This window comes from Hymenobacter sp. FMD4 (assembly GCF_058932745.1).
The window spans coordinates 103,238-119,789 of sequence record NZ_JBZYWH010000011.1 but is presented as its reverse complement, the minus strand read 5'-3'; the positions used below and the strand labels follow the sequence as shown (position 1 = coordinate 119,789).

General features: G+C 59.9%; 15 protein-coding genes. 2 read left to right on the top strand and 13 right to left on the bottom strand.

What is annotated here, in order from left to right:
• Positions 1 to 34: 34 nt before the first annotated feature.
• The 7 genes from AC5FXY_RS12365 to AC5FXY_RS12335 form a co-directional block, all read right to left on the bottom strand.
• Positions 35 to 1,558 carry a hypothetical protein gene (locus tag AC5FXY_RS12365; protein WP_493556987.1) on the bottom strand — a complete coding sequence of 508 codons (1,524 nt, stop codon included), beginning with the start codon at positions 1,556 to 1,558 and terminating at the stop codon, positions 35 to 37.
• Positions 1,559 to 1,765: 207 nt separating this feature from the next.
• The gene (locus AC5FXY_RS12360) at positions 1,766 to 3,901 is read right to left on the bottom strand and encodes a glycoside hydrolase family 97 protein (protein WP_493556986.1); all 2,136 of its coding nucleotides are present in this window, start codon (positions 3,899 to 3,901) and stop codon (positions 1,766 to 1,768) included.
• Between the two features lie 159 nt (positions 3,902 to 4,060).
• A complete protein-coding gene (locus AC5FXY_RS12355) occupies positions 4,061 to 4,687 on the bottom strand; it encodes a tetratricopeptide repeat protein (RefSeq protein ID WP_493556985.1) in 627 nt (208 codons plus the stop codon).
• Entirely contained in the window at positions 4,662 to 5,171 is a 510-nt protein-coding gene (locus tag AC5FXY_RS12350) for a GNAT family N-acetyltransferase (RefSeq protein ID WP_493556984.1), read from the bottom strand. Before AC5FXY_RS12350 ends, AC5FXY_RS12355 begins: the two co-directional genes overlap by 26 nt.
• Before the next feature lie 44 nt (positions 5,172 to 5,215).
• Positions 5,216 to 5,608 (bottom strand): DUF5958 family protein, encoded by a 393-nt coding sequence (locus tag AC5FXY_RS12345; protein WP_493556983.1) that lies wholly within the window; start codon positions 5,606 to 5,608, stop codon positions 5,216 to 5,218.
• Positions 5,609 to 5,670: 62 nt separating this feature from the next.
• Complete coding sequence (locus AC5FXY_RS12340; RefSeq protein ID WP_493556982.1) at positions 5,671 to 6,603, bottom strand: alpha/beta hydrolase; 933 nt, start codon at positions 6,601 to 6,603, stop codon at positions 5,671 to 5,673.
• 781 nt (positions 6,604 to 7,384) lie between these two features.
• Positions 7,385 to 8,767 carry a M28 family peptidase gene (locus AC5FXY_RS12335; protein ID WP_493556981.1) on the bottom strand — a complete coding sequence of 461 codons (1,383 nt, stop codon included), beginning with the start codon at positions 8,765 to 8,767 and terminating at the stop codon, positions 7,385 to 7,387.
• Between the two features lie 89 nt (positions 8,768 to 8,856).
• Between AC5FXY_RS12335 and AC5FXY_RS12330 the strand changes: the two genes are divergently transcribed.
• Both AC5FXY_RS12330 and AC5FXY_RS12325 read left to right on the top strand, forming a co-directional pair.
• The gene (locus AC5FXY_RS12330) at positions 8,857 to 9,726 is read left to right on the top strand and encodes a helix-turn-helix domain-containing protein (RefSeq protein ID WP_493556980.1); all 870 of its coding nucleotides are present in this window, start codon (positions 8,857 to 8,859) and stop codon (positions 9,724 to 9,726) included.
• Between the two features lie 86 nt (positions 9,727 to 9,812).
• Positions 9,813 to 10,778, top strand: coding sequence for a phosphate/phosphite/phosphonate ABC transporter substrate-binding protein (locus AC5FXY_RS12325; RefSeq protein ID WP_493556979.1), 966 nt, complete (start codon positions 9,813 to 9,815; stop codon positions 10,776 to 10,778).
• A 25-nt stretch (positions 10,779 to 10,803) separates the two neighbouring features.
• Here AC5FXY_RS12325 and AC5FXY_RS12320 read toward each other — a convergent pair whose 3' ends face one another.
• The 6 genes from AC5FXY_RS12320 to bioB all read right to left on the bottom strand — a co-directional run bounded on the left by AC5FXY_RS12320 (position 10,804) and on the right by bioB (position 16,532).
• Positions 10,804 to 12,021 (bottom strand): beta-ketoacyl synthase N-terminal-like domain-containing protein, encoded by a 1,218-nt coding sequence (locus tag AC5FXY_RS12320; protein ID WP_493556978.1) that lies wholly within the window; start codon positions 12,019 to 12,021, stop codon positions 10,804 to 10,806.
• A complete protein-coding gene (bioA, locus tag AC5FXY_RS12315; protein WP_493556977.1) occupies positions 12,014 to 13,345 on the bottom strand; it encodes an adenosylmethionine--8-amino-7-oxononanoate transaminase in 1,332 nt (443 codons plus the stop codon). The genes AC5FXY_RS12320 and bioA overlap by 8 nt, the downstream gene beginning before the upstream one ends.
• 44 nt (positions 13,346 to 13,389) lie before the next feature.
• Positions 13,390 to 14,040, bottom strand: a complete 651-nt coding sequence (bioD, locus tag AC5FXY_RS12310) for a dethiobiotin synthase (RefSeq protein ID WP_493556976.1) — start codon at positions 14,038 to 14,040, stop codon at positions 13,390 to 13,392.
• Positions 14,009 to 15,172, bottom strand: coding sequence for an aminotransferase class I/II-fold pyridoxal phosphate-dependent enzyme (locus AC5FXY_RS12305; RefSeq protein ID WP_493556975.1), 1,164 nt, complete (start codon positions 15,170 to 15,172; stop codon positions 14,009 to 14,011). Before AC5FXY_RS12305 ends, bioD begins: the two co-directional genes overlap by 32 nt.
• A 17-nt stretch (positions 15,173 to 15,189) precedes the next feature.
• A complete protein-coding gene (locus AC5FXY_RS12300; protein WP_493556974.1) occupies positions 15,190 to 15,453 on the bottom strand; it encodes a hypothetical protein in 264 nt (87 codons plus the stop codon).
• 77 nt (positions 15,454 to 15,530) lie between these two features.
• Positions 15,531 to 16,532: a biotin synthase BioB gene (gene bioB, locus AC5FXY_RS12295; RefSeq protein WP_493556973.1), complete on the bottom strand. Its 1,002-nt coding sequence runs from the start codon at positions 16,530 to 16,532 to the stop codon at positions 15,531 to 15,533.
• Positions 16,533 to 16,552 lie beyond the last annotated feature (20 nt).

Here is a 16,552-nt window from a genome sequence, read left to right as displayed (position 1 = left end):
GCGGGCATTTGGCTAGTCCAGAAAGGTGGCTGCGCTAATCAATCTTAACGTGAGCCATCAGGTGGGAAGGTAGCGTTTGTACCGCTTGGCGCAACTGTTGTTGGCTCCGGCTCTGCTGTGCTTTGTCAGCGAGGTTGGCTACGTAGCTGCGAAACAAGTAAAAAATAAGCAGGCGGTTATAATCGTCCAGTTCACTGTCGGCCATCATGCTACGCATGCGGGCTTCCAGCTGGGCTGGGGCTGAGGTTTCGGCCAAGGCGCGGCCCAGCCGGCCAATGTTGCCGTAGTAGTGATTCTGGCTGGGATTCTGCACCCGCAAGCTGATGCCGAGTAGCAGGTCCAGCACGTTGATGTCGAGTACTTCCAATTCCTTGAGGTAGGTTTTGCGGCCGGCCCAGGCGTAGCTGCCATCCGAAACGCGCTCAAACCGGTCGTTCATGATATCAAGGTGGGCGCGGAGGAAGATTTCCCAGCTCACGCTTTCGGCTGCCAGCTTGGCAATGCTCAGCGCATGCAGGCGGGGGCTGTCGTCCTGGCTGCACCCACCTACTACTATGCGGTTGCGCTTGAGCTGTAAGGCGGTTTTGGGGGAGTGGTAGCGGCTGACGTATTCTTCAAATTCATCGTCGGAGCCGCCCTTCAATTGAGCTTCGGCCACTGCTTTAGAAAGAAGCTGCCGGAAGTTGTCGGTCTTGGCCAGCTCGTCGAGGATAGTAAAGCGCTGTTGTTCCCATTTCTGCAGCGCTGATTGGTAAGCTGTATAGTCTTTGGTATCCTCTTTGGGCTGGCGCGTTTGCGCGTGGATGTAGTCAAGGAAAGCCGGTAGAGGACCGCTCTTGCTTGTTGCGTATCGCCAACTGGTACGCTTGGCGTTATCGGTGAAGATGCGCGCTGTGGTATCTACCATGCAGTCGGAATACTGAATCAGGCGGGCATAGGCTACTGGAAGTACTGGCTGACGTAATTCCTCGGGGAAATAAAAAGCCCGCAGGCTAGCTTCAGAATAGCTGGTTTTTTCCTGAAACTGAACGACCCACCGGTTCTGTACCGGATGAGGGTAGGCGTTGGTTCTTTTACTGAATTCTATTTCCGGGCCGCTGTCATCTTGGGTGGGTAAACTGCTGAACTCGACAATCTCATTATTTTCCCGGTATGTGTATCGGCTGCGCGTTACGAGCAGGTCTTTCTGTACTTCTGCTTGCGGATATTTCCGCAGGAAAGCTTCCACCGTAAGGTTTTCAGCCATGTCCTGCTGGGCTTGCTTCAGGTTGCCTTTGGTGAGGACGATGTAGTGGGCCCGCCCTTGCGCTACGCCTAGGTACTGCTTGCGTAGGTCGCAGGTGGTAAAGCGGTAGTTGAGCGAGTCCACAATGTGCCGCAACTGCCGCATGGTGGTACTGGAATAGATCAAGCCAGAGTCAGTAGCTCCGAACTCACTTTGCGAATCGGTGCCGGCCGTGGCCTGCGGCTCATGTTCGGGAAGGGATACCTGCGCAACTCGTGGGGTGCAGGTAGAAGTGCATAACGCTGCGAGAAATAGGGCGGTGTAGGCTTTCATAGGTGCGTGATTTATGGTATGAAAGGGATGCGCAGCGGGCTGTTATTCCATAAATGCGGACACGCGTATGGCGAGGTAGTGGGGCAAGCAGGGTGAAAGGATAGTGGGAATCCGATAAGTAAAAAGCAGCAAATCACACGGGGTGACTTGCTGCTTTTGAACGCATAGCGCGGCGGTGATATTGCGCCTTCGCAGAAGCTGAGGCGGCTATTTGTGGCGCTTCAGCTTTCTGGCTTCCGTGGCCGTGGCCGGCTTGAAGCTGATGGCGGTGCCACCGCCTGGGGCCAGCTGCAGCTTCAGCACCGATCGTCTGTCCACCAACACGCGCTGGATCTGATAAGCCATGGGGTTCTTTTCCCAATCGGCGTTTTTGCCATCAGCATAAATAGCTGCCACGTATTGTGTGCCGGGCGTGAGGAAATCCAGCTTCACTTGTTGCTGCCGGGCCTGCTCATCGGTAATGGCGCCCAGGTACCACTCGTCGCGGCCCTTGGCCTGTCGGGCGATGGTGACGTAGTCGCCGGGCTCGGCCTGCAGGATGCGCGTATCGTCCCAATCCACGGGCACGTCCTTGATGAACTGGAAGGCGTCGAGGCGCTGCTCGTAGGCCTCGGGTAGGTCGGCAGCCATCTGCAGGGGCGAATAAAGAGTCACGTATAGGGCCAACTGCTTGGCCAGCGTAGTGTGCACCTGGCGGCCTTTGTTCTGGGCGGGGTTCCAGCTTTCGAGCTTGATCTGGAACACGCCGGGCGTGTAATCCATGGGGCCGCCCATGAGGCGGGTGAAGGGCAGAATGGTTTCGTGTTCGGGTGGGTTGCCTTCGCTCCAAGCGTTGAACTCGTTGCCGCGGGCGGCTTCCGAGGCCAGCCAGTTGGGATACGTGCGGTGCAGGCCAGTGGGCCGCACCGACTCATGCATGTCTACCATGATCTGGAGCTGCGCCATTTGCTCGGCGGTGCGGTTGTAATGGTTTACCATCCACTGACCGTCGTGGTGCTCGCCGCGTGGGATGATGCGGCCTACGTAGCCGGTTTTTACCGCGTCGTAGCCGTGCTGCTTCATAAAGCGGAAGGCCTCGTCCTGGCGGCGCTCGTAGTTGGTGACCGAGCCGGAGGTTTCGTGGTGCATGATGAGCTTCACGCCCTTGCTAGCGGCGTACTGCTGCAACTCCTGCACGCCGAAATCGGGGTAAGGCGTCACAAAGTCAAAGACTTCTTCCTTCCAGTTGCCGTGCCAGTCTTCCCAGCCCACGTTCCAACCTTCCACCAGCACCCCCGGGATGCTGTGCCGGGCTGCAAAGTCGATGTAGCGTTTCACATTCTGGGTATTCGCGCCGTGGCGGCCGTTGGGCTTCAGGGCTTTCCAGTCGGTGTTGGCGAGCTTGATGTTCGAGACGTCGGCGTAGTTCCAGGAGGCCTTATTCACGTGCATTTCCCACCACACGCCCACAAACTTCTGCGGCTTGATCCAACTCACGTCCTGAATCTTGCTCGGCTCGTTCAGATTCAGGATCAGCTTTGAGGCCAGCACCTCGGGCGCTTTGTCGCTCACCACGATGGTGCGCCACGGCGTGTGCTCCGGCGCCTGCAGGTATGCTAGGGCGCCCGTGGCCGAAGGCACCAAGTGAGACCGAAGGCCGTACGTCTGCTGATTTACATCGAGCATCATGGCCGGATAATTCACCAGGGCGGCTTCATGAATGTTGACGTACAGCCCGTCGTCGGACTTCAGCATGAGCGGCGTCTGCACCCGCTGCGGTGCCGATTTCAGCTGAATTGGCGGAATGTCGGCGCTGTTGACCTCGCTCAGGCGGGTGGTTTTGTAGACGTACTCGTTGGAGTCGTAGTCGCCCGGAATCCAGAAGGCCTTATGGTTGGCGGGTAGGTTGAACTCCGTCTGCTCTTCTTGTACCGTGAAGTACTTCAGGTTGGGCTGCTCCGGAAACTCGTACCGGAAGCCCAGGCCGTCGTCGAACAAGCGGAAGCGCACCCGCATTTGCCGCTGCTCCTGGCCGGGCTGCTGCAGCGTCACGAGCAGCTCCTTGTAGCGGTTGCGGATCTGCTTGACCTCGCCCCATACCGGCGTCCACGTTTCGTCGGTCTGCGTCGAATCTACCCGCACTACCGTCAGGCCCTGACTGAAGCCGGGTTGGCCTTGCAGCAACACTGCGAGGCGGCTGGGTTTGAGTACGGTTTTTGGGCCGAAGTTGAGCTGGTAAGTGGGCTCTCCCGCCGGGCTGATGCTGAAGCGGAAGCTGAGCTTGCGGGTGGGAGAGTGGACGGTTTGGGCCGAAGCAGATAGATCAAGCAGTGCGGTGGCAAACGCGAGGACGACACGGTTCATAGGGTCGCAAGTTAAGCGCCTGACCGAAGCCTTGACACTAATAAACTTCAGAAGCAGCTTCTTGGATATGCTTGGTAATCAAAGTTGCTGAGGCTGAACGTTTAAATAAACAGCGCAACTAAAGAAGGCTTCGTCAGACTAGGAACTGGCTACGCCAAGTTAGGTTAGGCGTCGTAGCTCAGCCTTCGCCCGACGACTGCCGCGTGCTGCCGCTTTTTGAAACCAGAACCTAGCCCATCGGGGTGAGGCAGTTACGCCGGTGCCTTCCAGGTAGCATCGACCCAGATTGCACTGCGCCTTGGCGTCGTCGGCAGCGGCGGCTTTCCGGTACCACTGCACGGCCGTAGCTGCGTCGGGCTCCACGCCGTGGCCGTAGAAATAACAGTAGCCCAGGTCGCGTTGCGCTTCAGGGTTGCCGGCGCAGGCCGCGTAGTGAAACCAGCTTACGGCCTGTTCTTCATCTTGCAGCACGCCGTCGCCATGCAAGTAGCAGAAGCCTAGGTTGTACGCCGCTACGTCGTGCCCTTGCTCAGCCGCCGCGCGGAAGTAGTCCAATGCTTTGTTTAAATCGATGGCAACGCCACGGCCGTGCTCGTAGCATACCCCCAGGTAAAAAAGCGCCTCTACATGCCCCTGCGCGGCAGCGGTTTGCCAGTGTTCCAGCGCCTCTGACCACCGGGTAGGGCGCGGCCGTTTTCGCCCGAAAGCTAGGCGGTACCCGAGGCGATAGTGCGCATCGGGGTGGCCGGCCGCTGCTAGCTTACGCAGGTAAGCGGTGGTTTCCATGGGCTGCGGTGCAAAGCTGGGCCCACGCCTCAGCCGTCAGTTCAAACCGCACTTCCCCGCTGCTGGTGCGGCCTGTTTCCAGCCAGCCTTGTCGGCGGTAAAATACGTCGGCGCGGGTGCTTGGCTCGGTGCTGAGCCAAATGGGGTGAGTGGTTTGACTGAAGTACCAGTCGAGCATCAGCTGGTGCAGCCGTTTGCCGATGCCTTGCGCGGCATATTCCGGCTGCACAAACAGCGCCCAGATGTTGTGGTCTTGCAGATCGGCAATGGCGAAGCCAACAACGGTTTCACCAGCCGCAATGGCTACCCACCCCTTGCCCCGCTCACTGAGGTAAGTGATGTAATCGGCCGTAGTAACCAAAGCTGGATTGGAAAGCACATTCTCCTTCACGGCCATGCGCACCCGTGACATACCTGGAATATCGGCCAGCTCGGCTTCGCGGTAAAGAATGTCCATCGAATCGATTGCAAGCGTGTCGTGCATAGCAGACTACCTGTTTGAATGAGAAAGAGAAACTTTATGCTGACTTAGCAAGGAATGTTGTGCCAATCGTGGCTACAGCCATTGAGGCACTCCGTACGGCGCCGACGAGTATCAGCCAACTTAAACAGCGTTAACAAGGTCGCAAATGCATTGCGGTATTCGCCGGCAGTAAGGTTTACAATCTTCTCAATCGCGACACGCAGGGGAAAGCTACGCAGCAACACCAGCGGCGTTGCTCCACGTTTGACTGGGGCTTGAGCAATGGCCTGCTCAATCTCCGTGCTGCTGGGATGAGCTTGTAAAACGAAGAAATGAAGTTGTGAAAGGGCAGCTTGTTTTCCTGCCTCATCCAGACCGTCAAACCATTCTACACCACTTGAGAAAGGCAGCTTGTCTTGGACAATGCTGTTTAGCAGCACTGTATCGTCGTGAAGCATAGCGGCAATGAATGGGTTCTTTCAAGGCTAATGAGCCCTGCTGGGGTGTGCCGTGCCAGCAGCTACATCAAAGCTACAGATGATGTTTCAGTGGTACGTGCCTGCTCTGCGATAATGTTTCCGATGCTGTTCAGGGCCTGCCGAGCCTCGCTCATCACCGGCAGGAAAGGCCAGATATGCGGCATACCCTTACCCCGTACAACGCGCAGTGGCACGCCTGCGCTGGTTAGCTTCTGGGCCAATAGTTCTTCGTCGGGTCGCATGATGTCACGCTCGGCGATGAACAGATACGTGGGCATAAAGCCCTCAAAGATGCCGTAAAGCGGCGATATTTCCTTGCTACGCAGCGCCAAGGGCCCGGCGCACATCTGCTTAGCCGACAACACTCCGGCCATCGAGAGCATAATGTCCTGCGGGTCTAGGGCTGCAATGGCCGGGTTGGTCATACTCGCATCAACCACTGGCGACACCAGGATGAGGCTGTTCGGCAATTCAGTGGCACAGCGTTGCCGCAGCCGTTGCACCAGCAGCATAAGCAGCGTGCCGCCAACCGAGTCGCCAATGAGGATGATGTTGCGGGCCGCGTACCGAGTCAGCAAGTAAGCGTAGGCATCGTCGAGGCTACGGTTGAGGGCCCCGATCTGGCTTTCGGGCGCTTTGGGGTAGTCAACGAGGTAAGCCGTCAGCTGCGTTTGCTTGGCCAGTCGGGCAATGCCGTGCCAGTTGATTTCCGTGGGGCCGTAGACGAACGCGCCACCGGGGCAATACAGAATGGCTACTTCGGGTTGGCTGACGCTGGCAGGCCTGATTTCCGTCAGGGTAGCCAAGCCCGCCTTTACCGTGTAAAACGCCTGCCCCAACGTGTGGCTTTTTGTGGGCGCGTGTACATCATCTTTGCGCAGCTTGGCGTAGTCGATGGGGGAGCCGGAAAAGGTCTTTTTCAGGCCTTTGATTTTGATGACGGAAGCGGTCAGGTAATAAGTTAGGCTAGGCATGTCAGGGAAGGGTTGGATGCTTTACGGACCAGCAAGGTCGCTGCTCGGCTGCATCGGTTTTATGCCAATCACCCGTTTATGTGGTTATGATAAGTGCCGATATAGGTGGCGATGACGAAGGGGAGGTTTGATAATTTGGTACTTGTAATACAGCATTTGTGATATTAAAAAACAAACAAGGAATCAAGGGCAAAGCTCTCCTGAATAGTTTTTATGCCCGCCACGGTACTCTAGGCATTTGAATCCTAATCGGCTGCGAACAAGACGCCAGCTACTGCCTTGACGAGCAAACGTGAGAATTCTTTTTTCACCAACTACAGCGTCATCATCCGTTATGTCGCTCGTCAGCACTATCACGGCTGTGTCTCGTGACTGAGCTTCCACTGATATGGTGCTTCGGGGTAAAGGGGGCGGACTAGGTAGTCCCATAAATAGGTTAGTTGTGATTGTCAGAGGGTGATTGGTCCACGCTTCATCCTGATCAATTGCCTTGAGTATTCGTGCGTTGTAAGTGGCTACGTCTTCCGAAATAAAACTGCTCCGATCATCAGCGCTGCTGCAGGTAGTACAGACCAGGGCAGATAAAGCCAATAGTGCTAATTGACGGAGCATGCGTGAGTGTCTCTGCTTTAGTGATTTATTAGCTTCACTAGCCGCGAACTTAGAATTTGCTGCATTCAATAAGCTGAAAACTCTGAAAGCAGCAGTAGCAGATAGGATAAAAAACTTCGGGCGCCGCTCTTGATAGCGGCGCCCGAAGATGGAATAGGCGGGTTCAAAATTACCGCACCGGCTTTGGCAATACCGGCACGCTCTCGTGGCCTTGCTCATCCACCGAGGCCACGCCGAAAATGTAGTTATCCTTGCTATGCGGCAGATCGGCGGTTTGGCCTTGCACCGGGAAGCGCTGCTGCCACACTGGCGACGACGTTTCGCGCATCAGCACCACGTAGCCGGCGGGCTTGCGGCCGGTGGTGGGGGCGTCCCACTTCAGCTCGGTGCGGTTGGTGAGGTTGGCGGTGAGTACACCCACGTTGGCGGGAGCGGCGGGAGCCAAGGCCAGGCTAGCCATAGTGGCGAGATTCACGCCGGTGTTTTTGCGCAGGTACTCGTAATCCACAAACTCGGGCAGGTCGCCGTATTGGCGGCCGTTTTCGGTGCGCAGGTCCTGGTGCTGGTGCGTGAAGTCCTCGTTCATCTCGGAAAAGCGCACGGCCGCGTAGCCCTGCTGATTAAAGGGCGTGTGGTCGCCGCCGCGCAGGAAACGGTCGGGGCGGTACTCCAGCTCCACGGTGTGGCCGGTGACGTACTGCTCGCCGGCGCGTTTGGCGTAGCGGGCCAACTGGCGGGAGGGCGAGTCGTTTTCAGACGACAGCTGGCGGCGCAGCTGGGCTTGCTCAGGTGTTTCGTTGGCGGGCACGCCTTCGCTGAACACGCGCACCTGGTTGGGCGCATGAATTTCCGGGTCGTGGCCGTGCGAGTTGCCCACGATGTCGTTGTTGAGCATGCCGATGATGTTCCAGTTCTGGGCCTTAGCCTTGCGGGCTAGGTAGCCCGAGCCGATCAGGCTTTGCTCTTCGCCCTGCACGGCCACAAATACGAGCGTGCACGGAAACTTGCGGGTGCTCATCACGCGGGCCATTTCCATCACAATGGCCACGCCCGAGGCGTCGTCGTTGGCGCCGGGAGCATCGGCGGTGCGGTTCATCACATCGGTCACGCGCGAGTCGAGGTGCCCGCTCACGATGATGACGCGGTTGTCGTTGGGGTCGGTGCCGGGCAGGGTGGCCATCACATTGGCCATCACCGTTTTCACATCCACGCGGCGGCCGTCGGGTTTCACCGTGAACGTGTCCTGCTCCACCTTCAGGCGGCCGCCGCTGGCCTTGCTATACTTCTTAAATTCATCCTCTACCCAGCGCCGCGCCGCGCCGATGCCGCGCTTCTTGCTCTTGGTATCTGACAGTGTATGGCGCGTGCCAAAGGACACCATCTTGTAGATGTCGTCCTTGAGGCGGTCGGCCGAAATTTCGCCCACCATCTTCTGGATTTCCGGGTCGATAGGCGATGTGAGGGCTGTGGTAGGGGCGTTCTGGGCGCGCAGCGGCTGGGCAAAGGCCAACAGGGCAGCGGCGAGGAGGAGAGAAGGGCGCAAGGGGAACATGGAAGGGCTGAAGGGTAAGGGGAACCGGTGTCGGATAACCGCAAATGGTCGGCTTGGTTCCTTACGAAACTGGCCAGTATCTTGGTGCTATGCAAGTCAAACTGCCCCAGGATTTTCGGCAGGACCCTATCTACCGAACCATCGAGTTGTCGGCCACGACGTTGGCCTCTTACCGTCGCGCCGAAAATTCGCGCAACAACCGGGTGCACCTGAGCGAAAACCTCTTGCTGCTGGTGCTGAGCGGGCAGAAAATCGTGCGCGTCGCCGGTGAGCCAGATGTTGTCGTGCCAGCCGGGCACGGGGCCTTCATCCGCAAAGGTCTTTACCTGATGTCCTCGCTCTGCGCTGATGAGCAGCCCTACGAGAGCGTGCTGTTTTTCCTGCACGAAGAGCCAGTGCGACAATTTATCCAGCAATACGCCGGGCAGTTTGCGGCCGATGCGGTACCATCGGATGCAGCGGGGCCAGCCGCGCTGCGCTTCCCCATCACGCCCGTGCTGGCCGGTTACGTGGGCTCGGTGCAGCCCTACTTTGCCGAGCCAACGGCAGCTCCTCAGCCCCTGCTGCAACTGAAGTTTCAGGAGCTATTGCTGCACTTTGTGCTGGCCCCCGACGGCCAACGGTTCCGGGAATTTCTGCTACGCATCAACCACGCTGCCACCTACAACTTGCGCCTACTGATGGAGCAGAACTTTCACCGGTCCTTCAGCTTGCAGGAATTTGCGTTTCTGGCCGGTCGCAGCTTGTCATCGTTCAAGCGCGACTTCCAAGCCACCTTTGGCGAGCCGCCAGCGCAGTGGCTGAAGGCCCGTCGGCTAGAACAGGCTCGGTTTCTGCTGCGCACCACCTCGCTCAGCGTGGGGCAGGTCGGCGATGAAGTGGGCTTTATCAGTACCTCACACTTTGTGCAGGCTTACAAACAGCGCTTTCAGCACACACCGGGCCAGGTACTGGCCTGAGCCGATTAGAACATTCTTTGGCCCACTGGCGCTACCTGCTGCCTTAGCCTTGCTCCTAGCTTTGCCGAAATGAAATCGGCCTGGCTATGAAATACTTACTTGTTATTGCCGCCCTGCTGCTGCCGGTGCTATCGGCACATTCCCAGCTCACCCGCCGAACCGCATCCAAGGCACCGCTGGTAGTAGCTACCTACGCGTACGCCGGTAATGACCGCATCAGCAACCTGCAGCCGCTGGCCGAGCAACTGGCCGCTAGCCTGGGCCGCGAAGCCGAGGTGCGGAGCTTTCCCACAGTACAAGCCCTGCTGGCGGCAGTGCGTGCTAATGAGGTAGACGTAGCTTTTCTGAACACGCTGGGCTACCTGCTCCTGCAGGCCGAAGCACCAGCCGACGCAGTTCCCTTAGCAGTATTGCAGCGCTCTGGCCCCAACGCAGCCCCGACGGCCTATCAAGCCTGCCTGGTAGCTCGCCGCCAAGCAAGAATTACTTCCCTCTCAGATGCCGCCGCGCGTATCAGCGAGCTACGCCTGAGCTTCGCAAATGAATACTCCACGTCGGGACATGCGGTACCGCGCCTGCACCTGGCGGCCATGGGCCTTACCGATCTGGAAGGCCAAGCCCGTGAGGTACGCTACGCTGGCACCCACGCCGCAGTGCTGCAGGATGTGTTGCGGGGCCGGGCCGATGTAGGTGCCTGCGGCTTCGATGAATACCAGCGCCTAAAGGCACAAGGCTTGGCCGCCGATTTGCAGGTGCTATGGGCTTCCGACGACATTCCATTGGGGCCAGTGGTGGCTAGCCGCAGCCTGCCGCGGGCCGAGCAAGAACGCCTTCAGCAACTGCTACTGACCGCGCACCAGCAATTCCCAGCTGCACTGGTCGCCGTACGGGCCGGCTGGGTAGAAGCCCGGAGTGCCGATCGTTTCGTGCCGGTGGCCGAGCAGGCGTATCAGGCGTTGTATCAAAGTGCCGACGATGTAGATCAGCGCACGCACAACCTGCCGGGGCACGCCGACCACTTGCGCCGGCTGCTGCAGCGGCTAGCGCACTAGTGCGGGGCAAACTCATACGCTGCGTTTACTGGACTATCGACACCAGTACACTGGCCGCGTTGCCGCCGAAGCCGGCTGCGTTGACGAGCACACGGCGCAACTGGGGCGGGGCGTTGCGCTGGCTTAGCCATGACTCAAAGGGTAGAGGCACTGGGTTTAGCTCGCTCCGCAACAGCCGTAATGCATAGTCTACGCTGAGTGCGCCGGAAGCTCCGAGCGTGTGCCCCAGCAGCCATTTGTTGGACGTGCACGCTGGCAGTGTTGCACCAAATACCTGCTCCATGGCACGCCGTTCGGCAGCGTCGCCAGCGCGGGTGCCTGGGCTGTGCATCACCACCAGGTCAACGTCTGTAGGAAGGTGGCCAGCCATAGCCAGGGCTTGGCGACTCGCTTGCTGGAAGTGCTGGCCGTCGGGCGAAAGGCCGGTCTTGGAGCCGATGGCTTCGAAGCCGAAGCCCACGCCTTCAAGCAACAGCTCGCCGGGGCGAAGGTCTGAGGTCGGTACTGCTTCTAGGGCAAACACGGCTGCGCCTTCGCCCAACACGAAAGTGGAAGCACCGCCGGTGCCGGGGCGGCACGGGAAAGTGTCGGCAGGCAGGGTGGAATAGATGCCCAGGGCTTGCATCTGCGCCAAGGTGAAATCTGTAAGCGGTGCCTCAGCGCCCCCAGCCAGAAAGCGGCGTGCCATGCCAGCGCGTAACCAAGCCACGGCGTTGCCCAGCGCCTGCAAAGCGGTGCTGCAGGTGCTGGAGTGGCTCAAGGCTGCGCCAGTGCTGCCCGCGTCGTAGGCTACCCAGCTAGCCACGTTGCCCAGCGTGGTGAGTGGTGAAGCCGCGGTCGGCACTGCACCTTCGGAGAGAAACGCGGCGTGAAATTCTTCCAGTCGCCCCGTAGCACCGCGGGAAGAGCCAATGCTGACGGCTAGCTCTTCCAGCTCTGCCGCCGGTGCCGATAGGTTGGTAAAGTCATCCACCGGCCAGCCAGCCTGTGCACGAGCTTGTCGACTGGCAAGTAGGGCCAGCAGGACGGCGCGGTCGAGCTGGCGAAATGCTGGTTGCTGACGCCGCAAAGCTTGCAACTGGGCTTCCACATCGGGCGGCAGTGCCGCTACCGGCAGCTCTGCTGAGCCGACCCGGCGCGTGGAGAAAGGAGCGGGCTCAAGATTCGACGGTGGGGCAGTGGTGGTGCCCAGCGCCGAAACGCAGCCCCAGCCGCGAATAACAATGACGGGCTGCTCAATCATGAGGGTATTCGGGCAGGGAAGCTGACGCTGATACGGCTTCGGGGTTTAGCACCAGTTCGCGCATGGCTAGCAACGTGTCGTACACGTGGCGCAATTCAGCGTCGGTGATGCAGTAAGGGGGCAGCACGTACACGATGTTGCCGAGCGGACGTAACAATACGCCGCGCTCTAAGCCCAGGGCGTAGAACTGGTCGCGCAGGCGGCTGAAGTAAGACGTAGCCTCATCGGCCGCAAACTCGACGGCCAGAATGGTGCCTAAGTGGCGCACTTGCCGAATGCCGGGCAGGTCTGCTAGCTGTTGCGCAAAGTCGGCATGGCTGGCTTCGACGCGGGCGCGGTCGGCCGTCGATTCCGAAGTCAGCAGCAATTCCAGGCTGGCCAAACCGGCAGTACAGGCTATCGGATTGGCCGTGTAGGAGTGGCCGTGGAAAAACGTGCGGGTGCGGTCGTCGCTGAGGAAGGCTTCGTAAATGGGTGCGGTGCAGGTGGTAGCACCCAGGGCCATGGTGCCGCCGGTGAGCCCCTTCGATAAGCATACGATATCAGGCTGCTCGCGCAAATAATCCGACGCGAACAAGCGCCCGGTGCGCCCGAAGCCGGTCATGACTTCATCGGCGATGGCCAGCACGCCGTGTTTGTGGCAGCGTCTGATGAGCGCGTCCAGTGCTGCCGGCTCGTACATCACCATGCCCGCCGTGCCCAGCACCAGTGGCTCGAAGATGAATGCAGCCGCGGCGTGGGTTTCCAGAATAGCATCCAGCTGCGCCAGCACGTCGGCCTCGCGCCCAGGCACCGGCACGTCAATAAATTGTACGTCGAACAGGAGCGGGGCAAACGGCGCTGTGAAGGCCGAGCGCGCACTCACCGACATGGCCCCGAAGGTGTCGCCGTGGTAGGAGCCGCGGAAGGCTACCACGGTGCGGCGCTCCGGCTGGCCTTGGTTGTGGAAGTACTGCAGCGCCATTTTCAGGGCTACCTCAATGGAGGTGGCGCCATTGTCGGAGTAGAACACGCGTTTCTGATTCTGCGGCAATACCTGCAGCAGGCCTTCGGCCAGCTCTACCGCGGCCGGGTGCGTGAAGCCGGCAAACAGCACGTGCTCCAGCATGGCCAGCTGTTCGCTCACGCGACGCGTAATATGCGGGTGGGCATGGCCGTGCAAATTCACCCACCACGAGGCAATGGCATCGAGGTAACGGCGGCCGTCTTCGGCAATCAACCAAGCGCCCTCGCCGCGCACCACCGGAATGGGCAGCGGAGCGGTTTGCATCTGGGTGTACGGGTGCCAGAGTACGGCGGCGTCGCGTTCGGCTAAGGAAGGCATGCGAATGAAGGAAAGTGAGGGTAGCGCTGAAAAGGCACCCAGTGCTAGAACTGAACCTGCCCGGCGTAGCGAGCTACCACCGCGGCATCTAGTTTCGATTCAGCCTTCAGCCGGAAGAGTACTGGCGCAGGCGTATGATGCAAAATGGCTTCTTCAGTGGGCTTGTCTTCGTCGCCGTTGAACACCAGACCTCGCACTGTAATCCCTCGCTGCCGTAGTGCCTCCAAGGTGAGTAACGTATGGTTGATGCTGCCCAAGTAGTGGCGGCTGACGACCACCACCGCCAAGCCCAATTGCTGAACCAGATCAGCAACCAAAAAGCCTGGCGCCAGTGGCACGAGCAAGCCACCGGCTCCTTCCACGATTAAGTGATTGGCGGTTTCGGGCAACTCAAAATCAGCGGGGTCGATGGTGAGGCCCTCGGCTGCGGCGGCGCGGTGCGGCGAGGCCGGCATCTGCAAACGGTGGCGCTCCGGATGAAAGCGGGAGCGGGAATGCGACACGAGGCGTCGCACTTCATCAGAGTCGGTATGATCGAGGCCGCCGGCTTGTACGGGCTTCCAGTAGTCGGCGCCGAGGGCTTGTACCAGCACGGCGGCCGCTACGGTTTTGCCCACATCAGTCCCAATACCGGTAACAAAAAGGCGTTCCGGCTGAACTGGATCAGAGCCGGGTGAGAGCGGCGCGGAGCGCATCGAGGAAAGCATCTATTTCAGGAACGGTATTGAAAGCATGCACAATTACGCGCAGGCATTGTTGGCCAGTTGGTACTGTGGGCGGCACAATGGCGCGCACATCAAAGCCGGCCTGCTGTATTGCCGCGGCCACGGCACGCACCTGCGCAGGCGTGGCCGCGGGTAGCCGAATCGGGTGAATGACGTGGCTGGCGGCCGGGGCAGGCAGCTCCGCTACCTCGGCCAAGCCTGCACGCAGGTATTCCGATAGGGAGAATAGTTGCCTTCGCTCGGCATGCAACGAGGGCAACAGCTCGTAGGCGACACTGAGGCCGGCTACCGTGAGCGGCGGCAGGGCCGTGGTGTAGATGAAGGGCCGGCTGAAGTTAAGCAGGTAGTCCCGCAGCACAGCCGGGCCCACCACAGCCGCGCCCTGGCTGCCCAGTGCTTTTCCGAACGTGACGACGCGCGCCAATACCTGCTCTTCTAGCCCGAGCGCACTTACCAGACCTTCGCCCTGCGGCCCGTAAAGCCCCAGGCTATGCGCTTCGTCCACTACTAGGTGGGCGCCGTGGACGGTGCAAGTAGCTGCAAGCTCGGCTAGCGGGGCCTGGTCGCCGCCCATGGAGTACACCGCTTCCACGGCCACGAATACGGCCGCGCCCTCGGGCAGCGTGAGGCGCTGGAGGCGGCGCGTGAGGTCGGCCACATCGTTGTGCCGAAAGCTGTAGGCCGTGGCAAAAGAGCTGCGGATGCCGTCTTTCACTGAAGCATGCGAGGCCTCGTCGTATAGAATTACGTCGGCACGGCGCGGTACGGCGGCGAAGAAGCCGTGATTGGCGGCGTAGCCGGAGGTGAACAGCAAGGCCGCTTCGGCGCCGTGAAAGGCCGCAATGCGCTGCTCCAATGCCTCGGCAGCTAAGGAGTTGCCGGTGAGCAGGCGGGCGCCGGTGCTGCCGAGCAAGCTCCGTTCAGCTGCTGCCTGCCGGGTGGCGGCGGCCAGCTGCGGCGAACGGGCCAGACCGAGATAATCATTGGACGCAAAATCCACCAGGCCCGGTGCCGGGAGCGTAAGGCGTCGGCGGGTACCTTCGGCCTCGCGCTGCTGTAGGTGCTGCGCAAGGCGTTGCAGCAAGGCCGAGTCAGCGTGCATCGGTAAGCGAAAACCTGCTAAAGCTCAAACGGGCCTACCGACAGCCAAACGCTGCCTTCCTGGCCGAAGGTGCGGGCGCGGATTTCCATCCATTCCGAATCCACTTCCAGCCGGTCGCCGATGCCGGGCAGCACGCCGTGGCGCTCCACTACCAGATTGACGGCTGCCCCGATTTTGTCTTCCAGATCTGTAATCAGCTCCTGCGCTTCTAGGGAACCGTGCCGCTCGCGCAGCGTCTCGGCGTAGACATGGTCTAGGTTGAGGTCGAAAGAAATATGCATAGCAATGGGGTAGATGATCAAGCCGACGACGTAAGCAGGCCATGTGGCCGCATACGCCGTCGGGCCCTATCAGTTCGTTAAACGAGCTCCGGTTTGGAAAGTACGGTAGCGCCTACCGGCACCCGGTTCTTGAATGCCTGCCGCGGCTTGAGGCCCAGCAGGGCAAACATTTCCTTGTCGGCGTCGAAGTCGGGGTTGGGCGTGGTCAGCAGCTTTTCGCCGGAGAAGATGGAGTTGGCGCCGGCCAGGAAGCATAGCGCTTGCTCCGTTACGGGCATTTCCTGTCGGCCAGCCGATAGACGCACCATCGTTTTGGGCATCAGAATGCGTGCTGTGGCAATCATGCGCAGCATTTCCCACACGCTCACGCGGGGCTGCTCGGCCAGCGGCGTACCCTGCACCGGCACCAGCGCATTCACCGGCACTGACTCGGGGTGGGCCGGCAGCGTGGCTAGCGTGTGCAGCATCTTCACGCGGTCTTCGTCGGTTTCACCCAGGCCGATGATGCCGCCCGAGCACACCGACAGGCCCGCCTTGCGCACGTTTTCCAGCGTATCGAGGCGGTCGTCGTAAGTGCGGGTGGTGATGATGTTGGAGTAGTTTTCCTCGCTCGTGTCGAGGTTGTGGTTGTAGGCGTAGAGGCCGGCTTCCTTTAGGCGCTCGGCCTGATACTCGTTTACCATGCCCAAGGTGCAGCACACTTCCAGGCCAAGGTTGTTCACCTCGGATACCATGTTCAACACGCGGTCAAAGTCGCGGTTGTCGCGCACTTCGCGCCAGGCAGCGCCCATGCAAAAGCGGGTGGAGCCGGCTTCCTTGGCGCGCTGCGCGGCCGCAATTACCTCGGCATCGGGCAGCAGCTTGTGGGCTTGCACACCCGTGTGGTAGCGAGCAGCCTGTGGGCAGTAAGCACAGTCTTCGGGGCAGCCGCCGGTTTTTACGCTCAGCAGCGTGCATACCTGCACCTCGCCGGTGGCTTGGTGCTGGCGGTGAATTTCGCTGGCCTGGGCTACCAATTCCAGTACAGGCTGGTGGTAGATAGCATTTACTTCGTCAAGCGTCCAGTCGGTGCGGAGCATAAACGGTGGGAATGGTTGTG

What these genes read in the sequence shown, in the direction of transcription:
- AC5FXY_RS12325 (WP_493556979.1), top strand. Translation starts at nt 9,813, where the DNA reads ATGAAATACTTACTTGTTATTGCCGCCCTGCTGCTGCCGGTGCTATCG.
- AC5FXY_RS12365 (WP_493556987.1), bottom strand. Translation starts at nt 1,558, where the DNA reads ATGAAAGCCTACACCGCCCTATTTCTCGCAGCGTTATGCACTTCTACC.
- AC5FXY_RS12330 (WP_493556980.1), top strand. Translation starts at nt 8,857, where the DNA reads ATGCAAGTCAAACTGCCCCAGGATTTTCGGCAGGACCCTATCTACCGA.
- bioB (WP_493556973.1), bottom strand. Translation starts at nt 16,532, where the DNA reads ATGCTCCGCACCGACTGGACGCTTGACGAAGTAAATGCTATCTACCAC.
- AC5FXY_RS12340 (WP_493556982.1), bottom strand. Translation starts at nt 6,603, where the DNA reads ATGCCTAGCCTAACTTATTACCTGACCGCTTCCGTCATCAAAATCAAA.
- AC5FXY_RS12335 (WP_493556981.1), bottom strand. Translation starts at nt 8,767, where the DNA reads ATGTTCCCCTTGCGCCCTTCTCTCCTCCTCGCCGCTGCCCTGTTGGCC.
- AC5FXY_RS12360 (WP_493556986.1), bottom strand. Translation starts at nt 3,901, where the DNA reads ATGAACCGTGTCGTCCTCGCGTTTGCCACCGCACTGCTTGATCTATCT.
- AC5FXY_RS12350 (WP_493556984.1), bottom strand. Translation starts at nt 5,171, where the DNA reads ATGCACGACACGCTTGCAATCGATTCGATGGACATTCTTTACCGCGAA.
- bioD (WP_493556976.1), bottom strand. Translation starts at nt 14,040, where the DNA reads ATGCGCTCCGCGCCGCTCTCACCCGGCTCTGATCCAGTTCAGCCGGAA.
- AC5FXY_RS12345 (WP_493556983.1), bottom strand. Translation starts at nt 5,608, where the DNA reads ATGCTTCACGACGATACAGTGCTGCTAAACAGCATTGTCCAAGACAAG.
- AC5FXY_RS12320 (WP_493556978.1), bottom strand. Translation starts at nt 12,021, where the DNA reads ATGATTGAGCAGCCCGTCATTGTTATTCGCGGCTGGGGCTGCGTTTCG.
- AC5FXY_RS12305 (WP_493556975.1), bottom strand. Translation starts at nt 15,172, where the DNA reads ATGCACGCTGACTCGGCCTTGCTGCAACGCCTTGCGCAGCACCTACAG.
- AC5FXY_RS12355 (WP_493556985.1), bottom strand. Translation starts at nt 4,687, where the DNA reads ATGGAAACCACCGCTTACCTGCGTAAGCTAGCAGCGGCCGGCCACCCC.
- AC5FXY_RS12300 (WP_493556974.1), bottom strand. Translation starts at nt 15,453, where the DNA reads ATGCATATTTCTTTCGACCTCAACCTAGACCATGTCTACGCCGAGACG.
- bioA (WP_493556977.1), bottom strand. Translation starts at nt 13,345, where the DNA reads ATGCCTTCCTTAGCCGAACGCGACGCCGCCGTACTCTGGCACCCGTAC.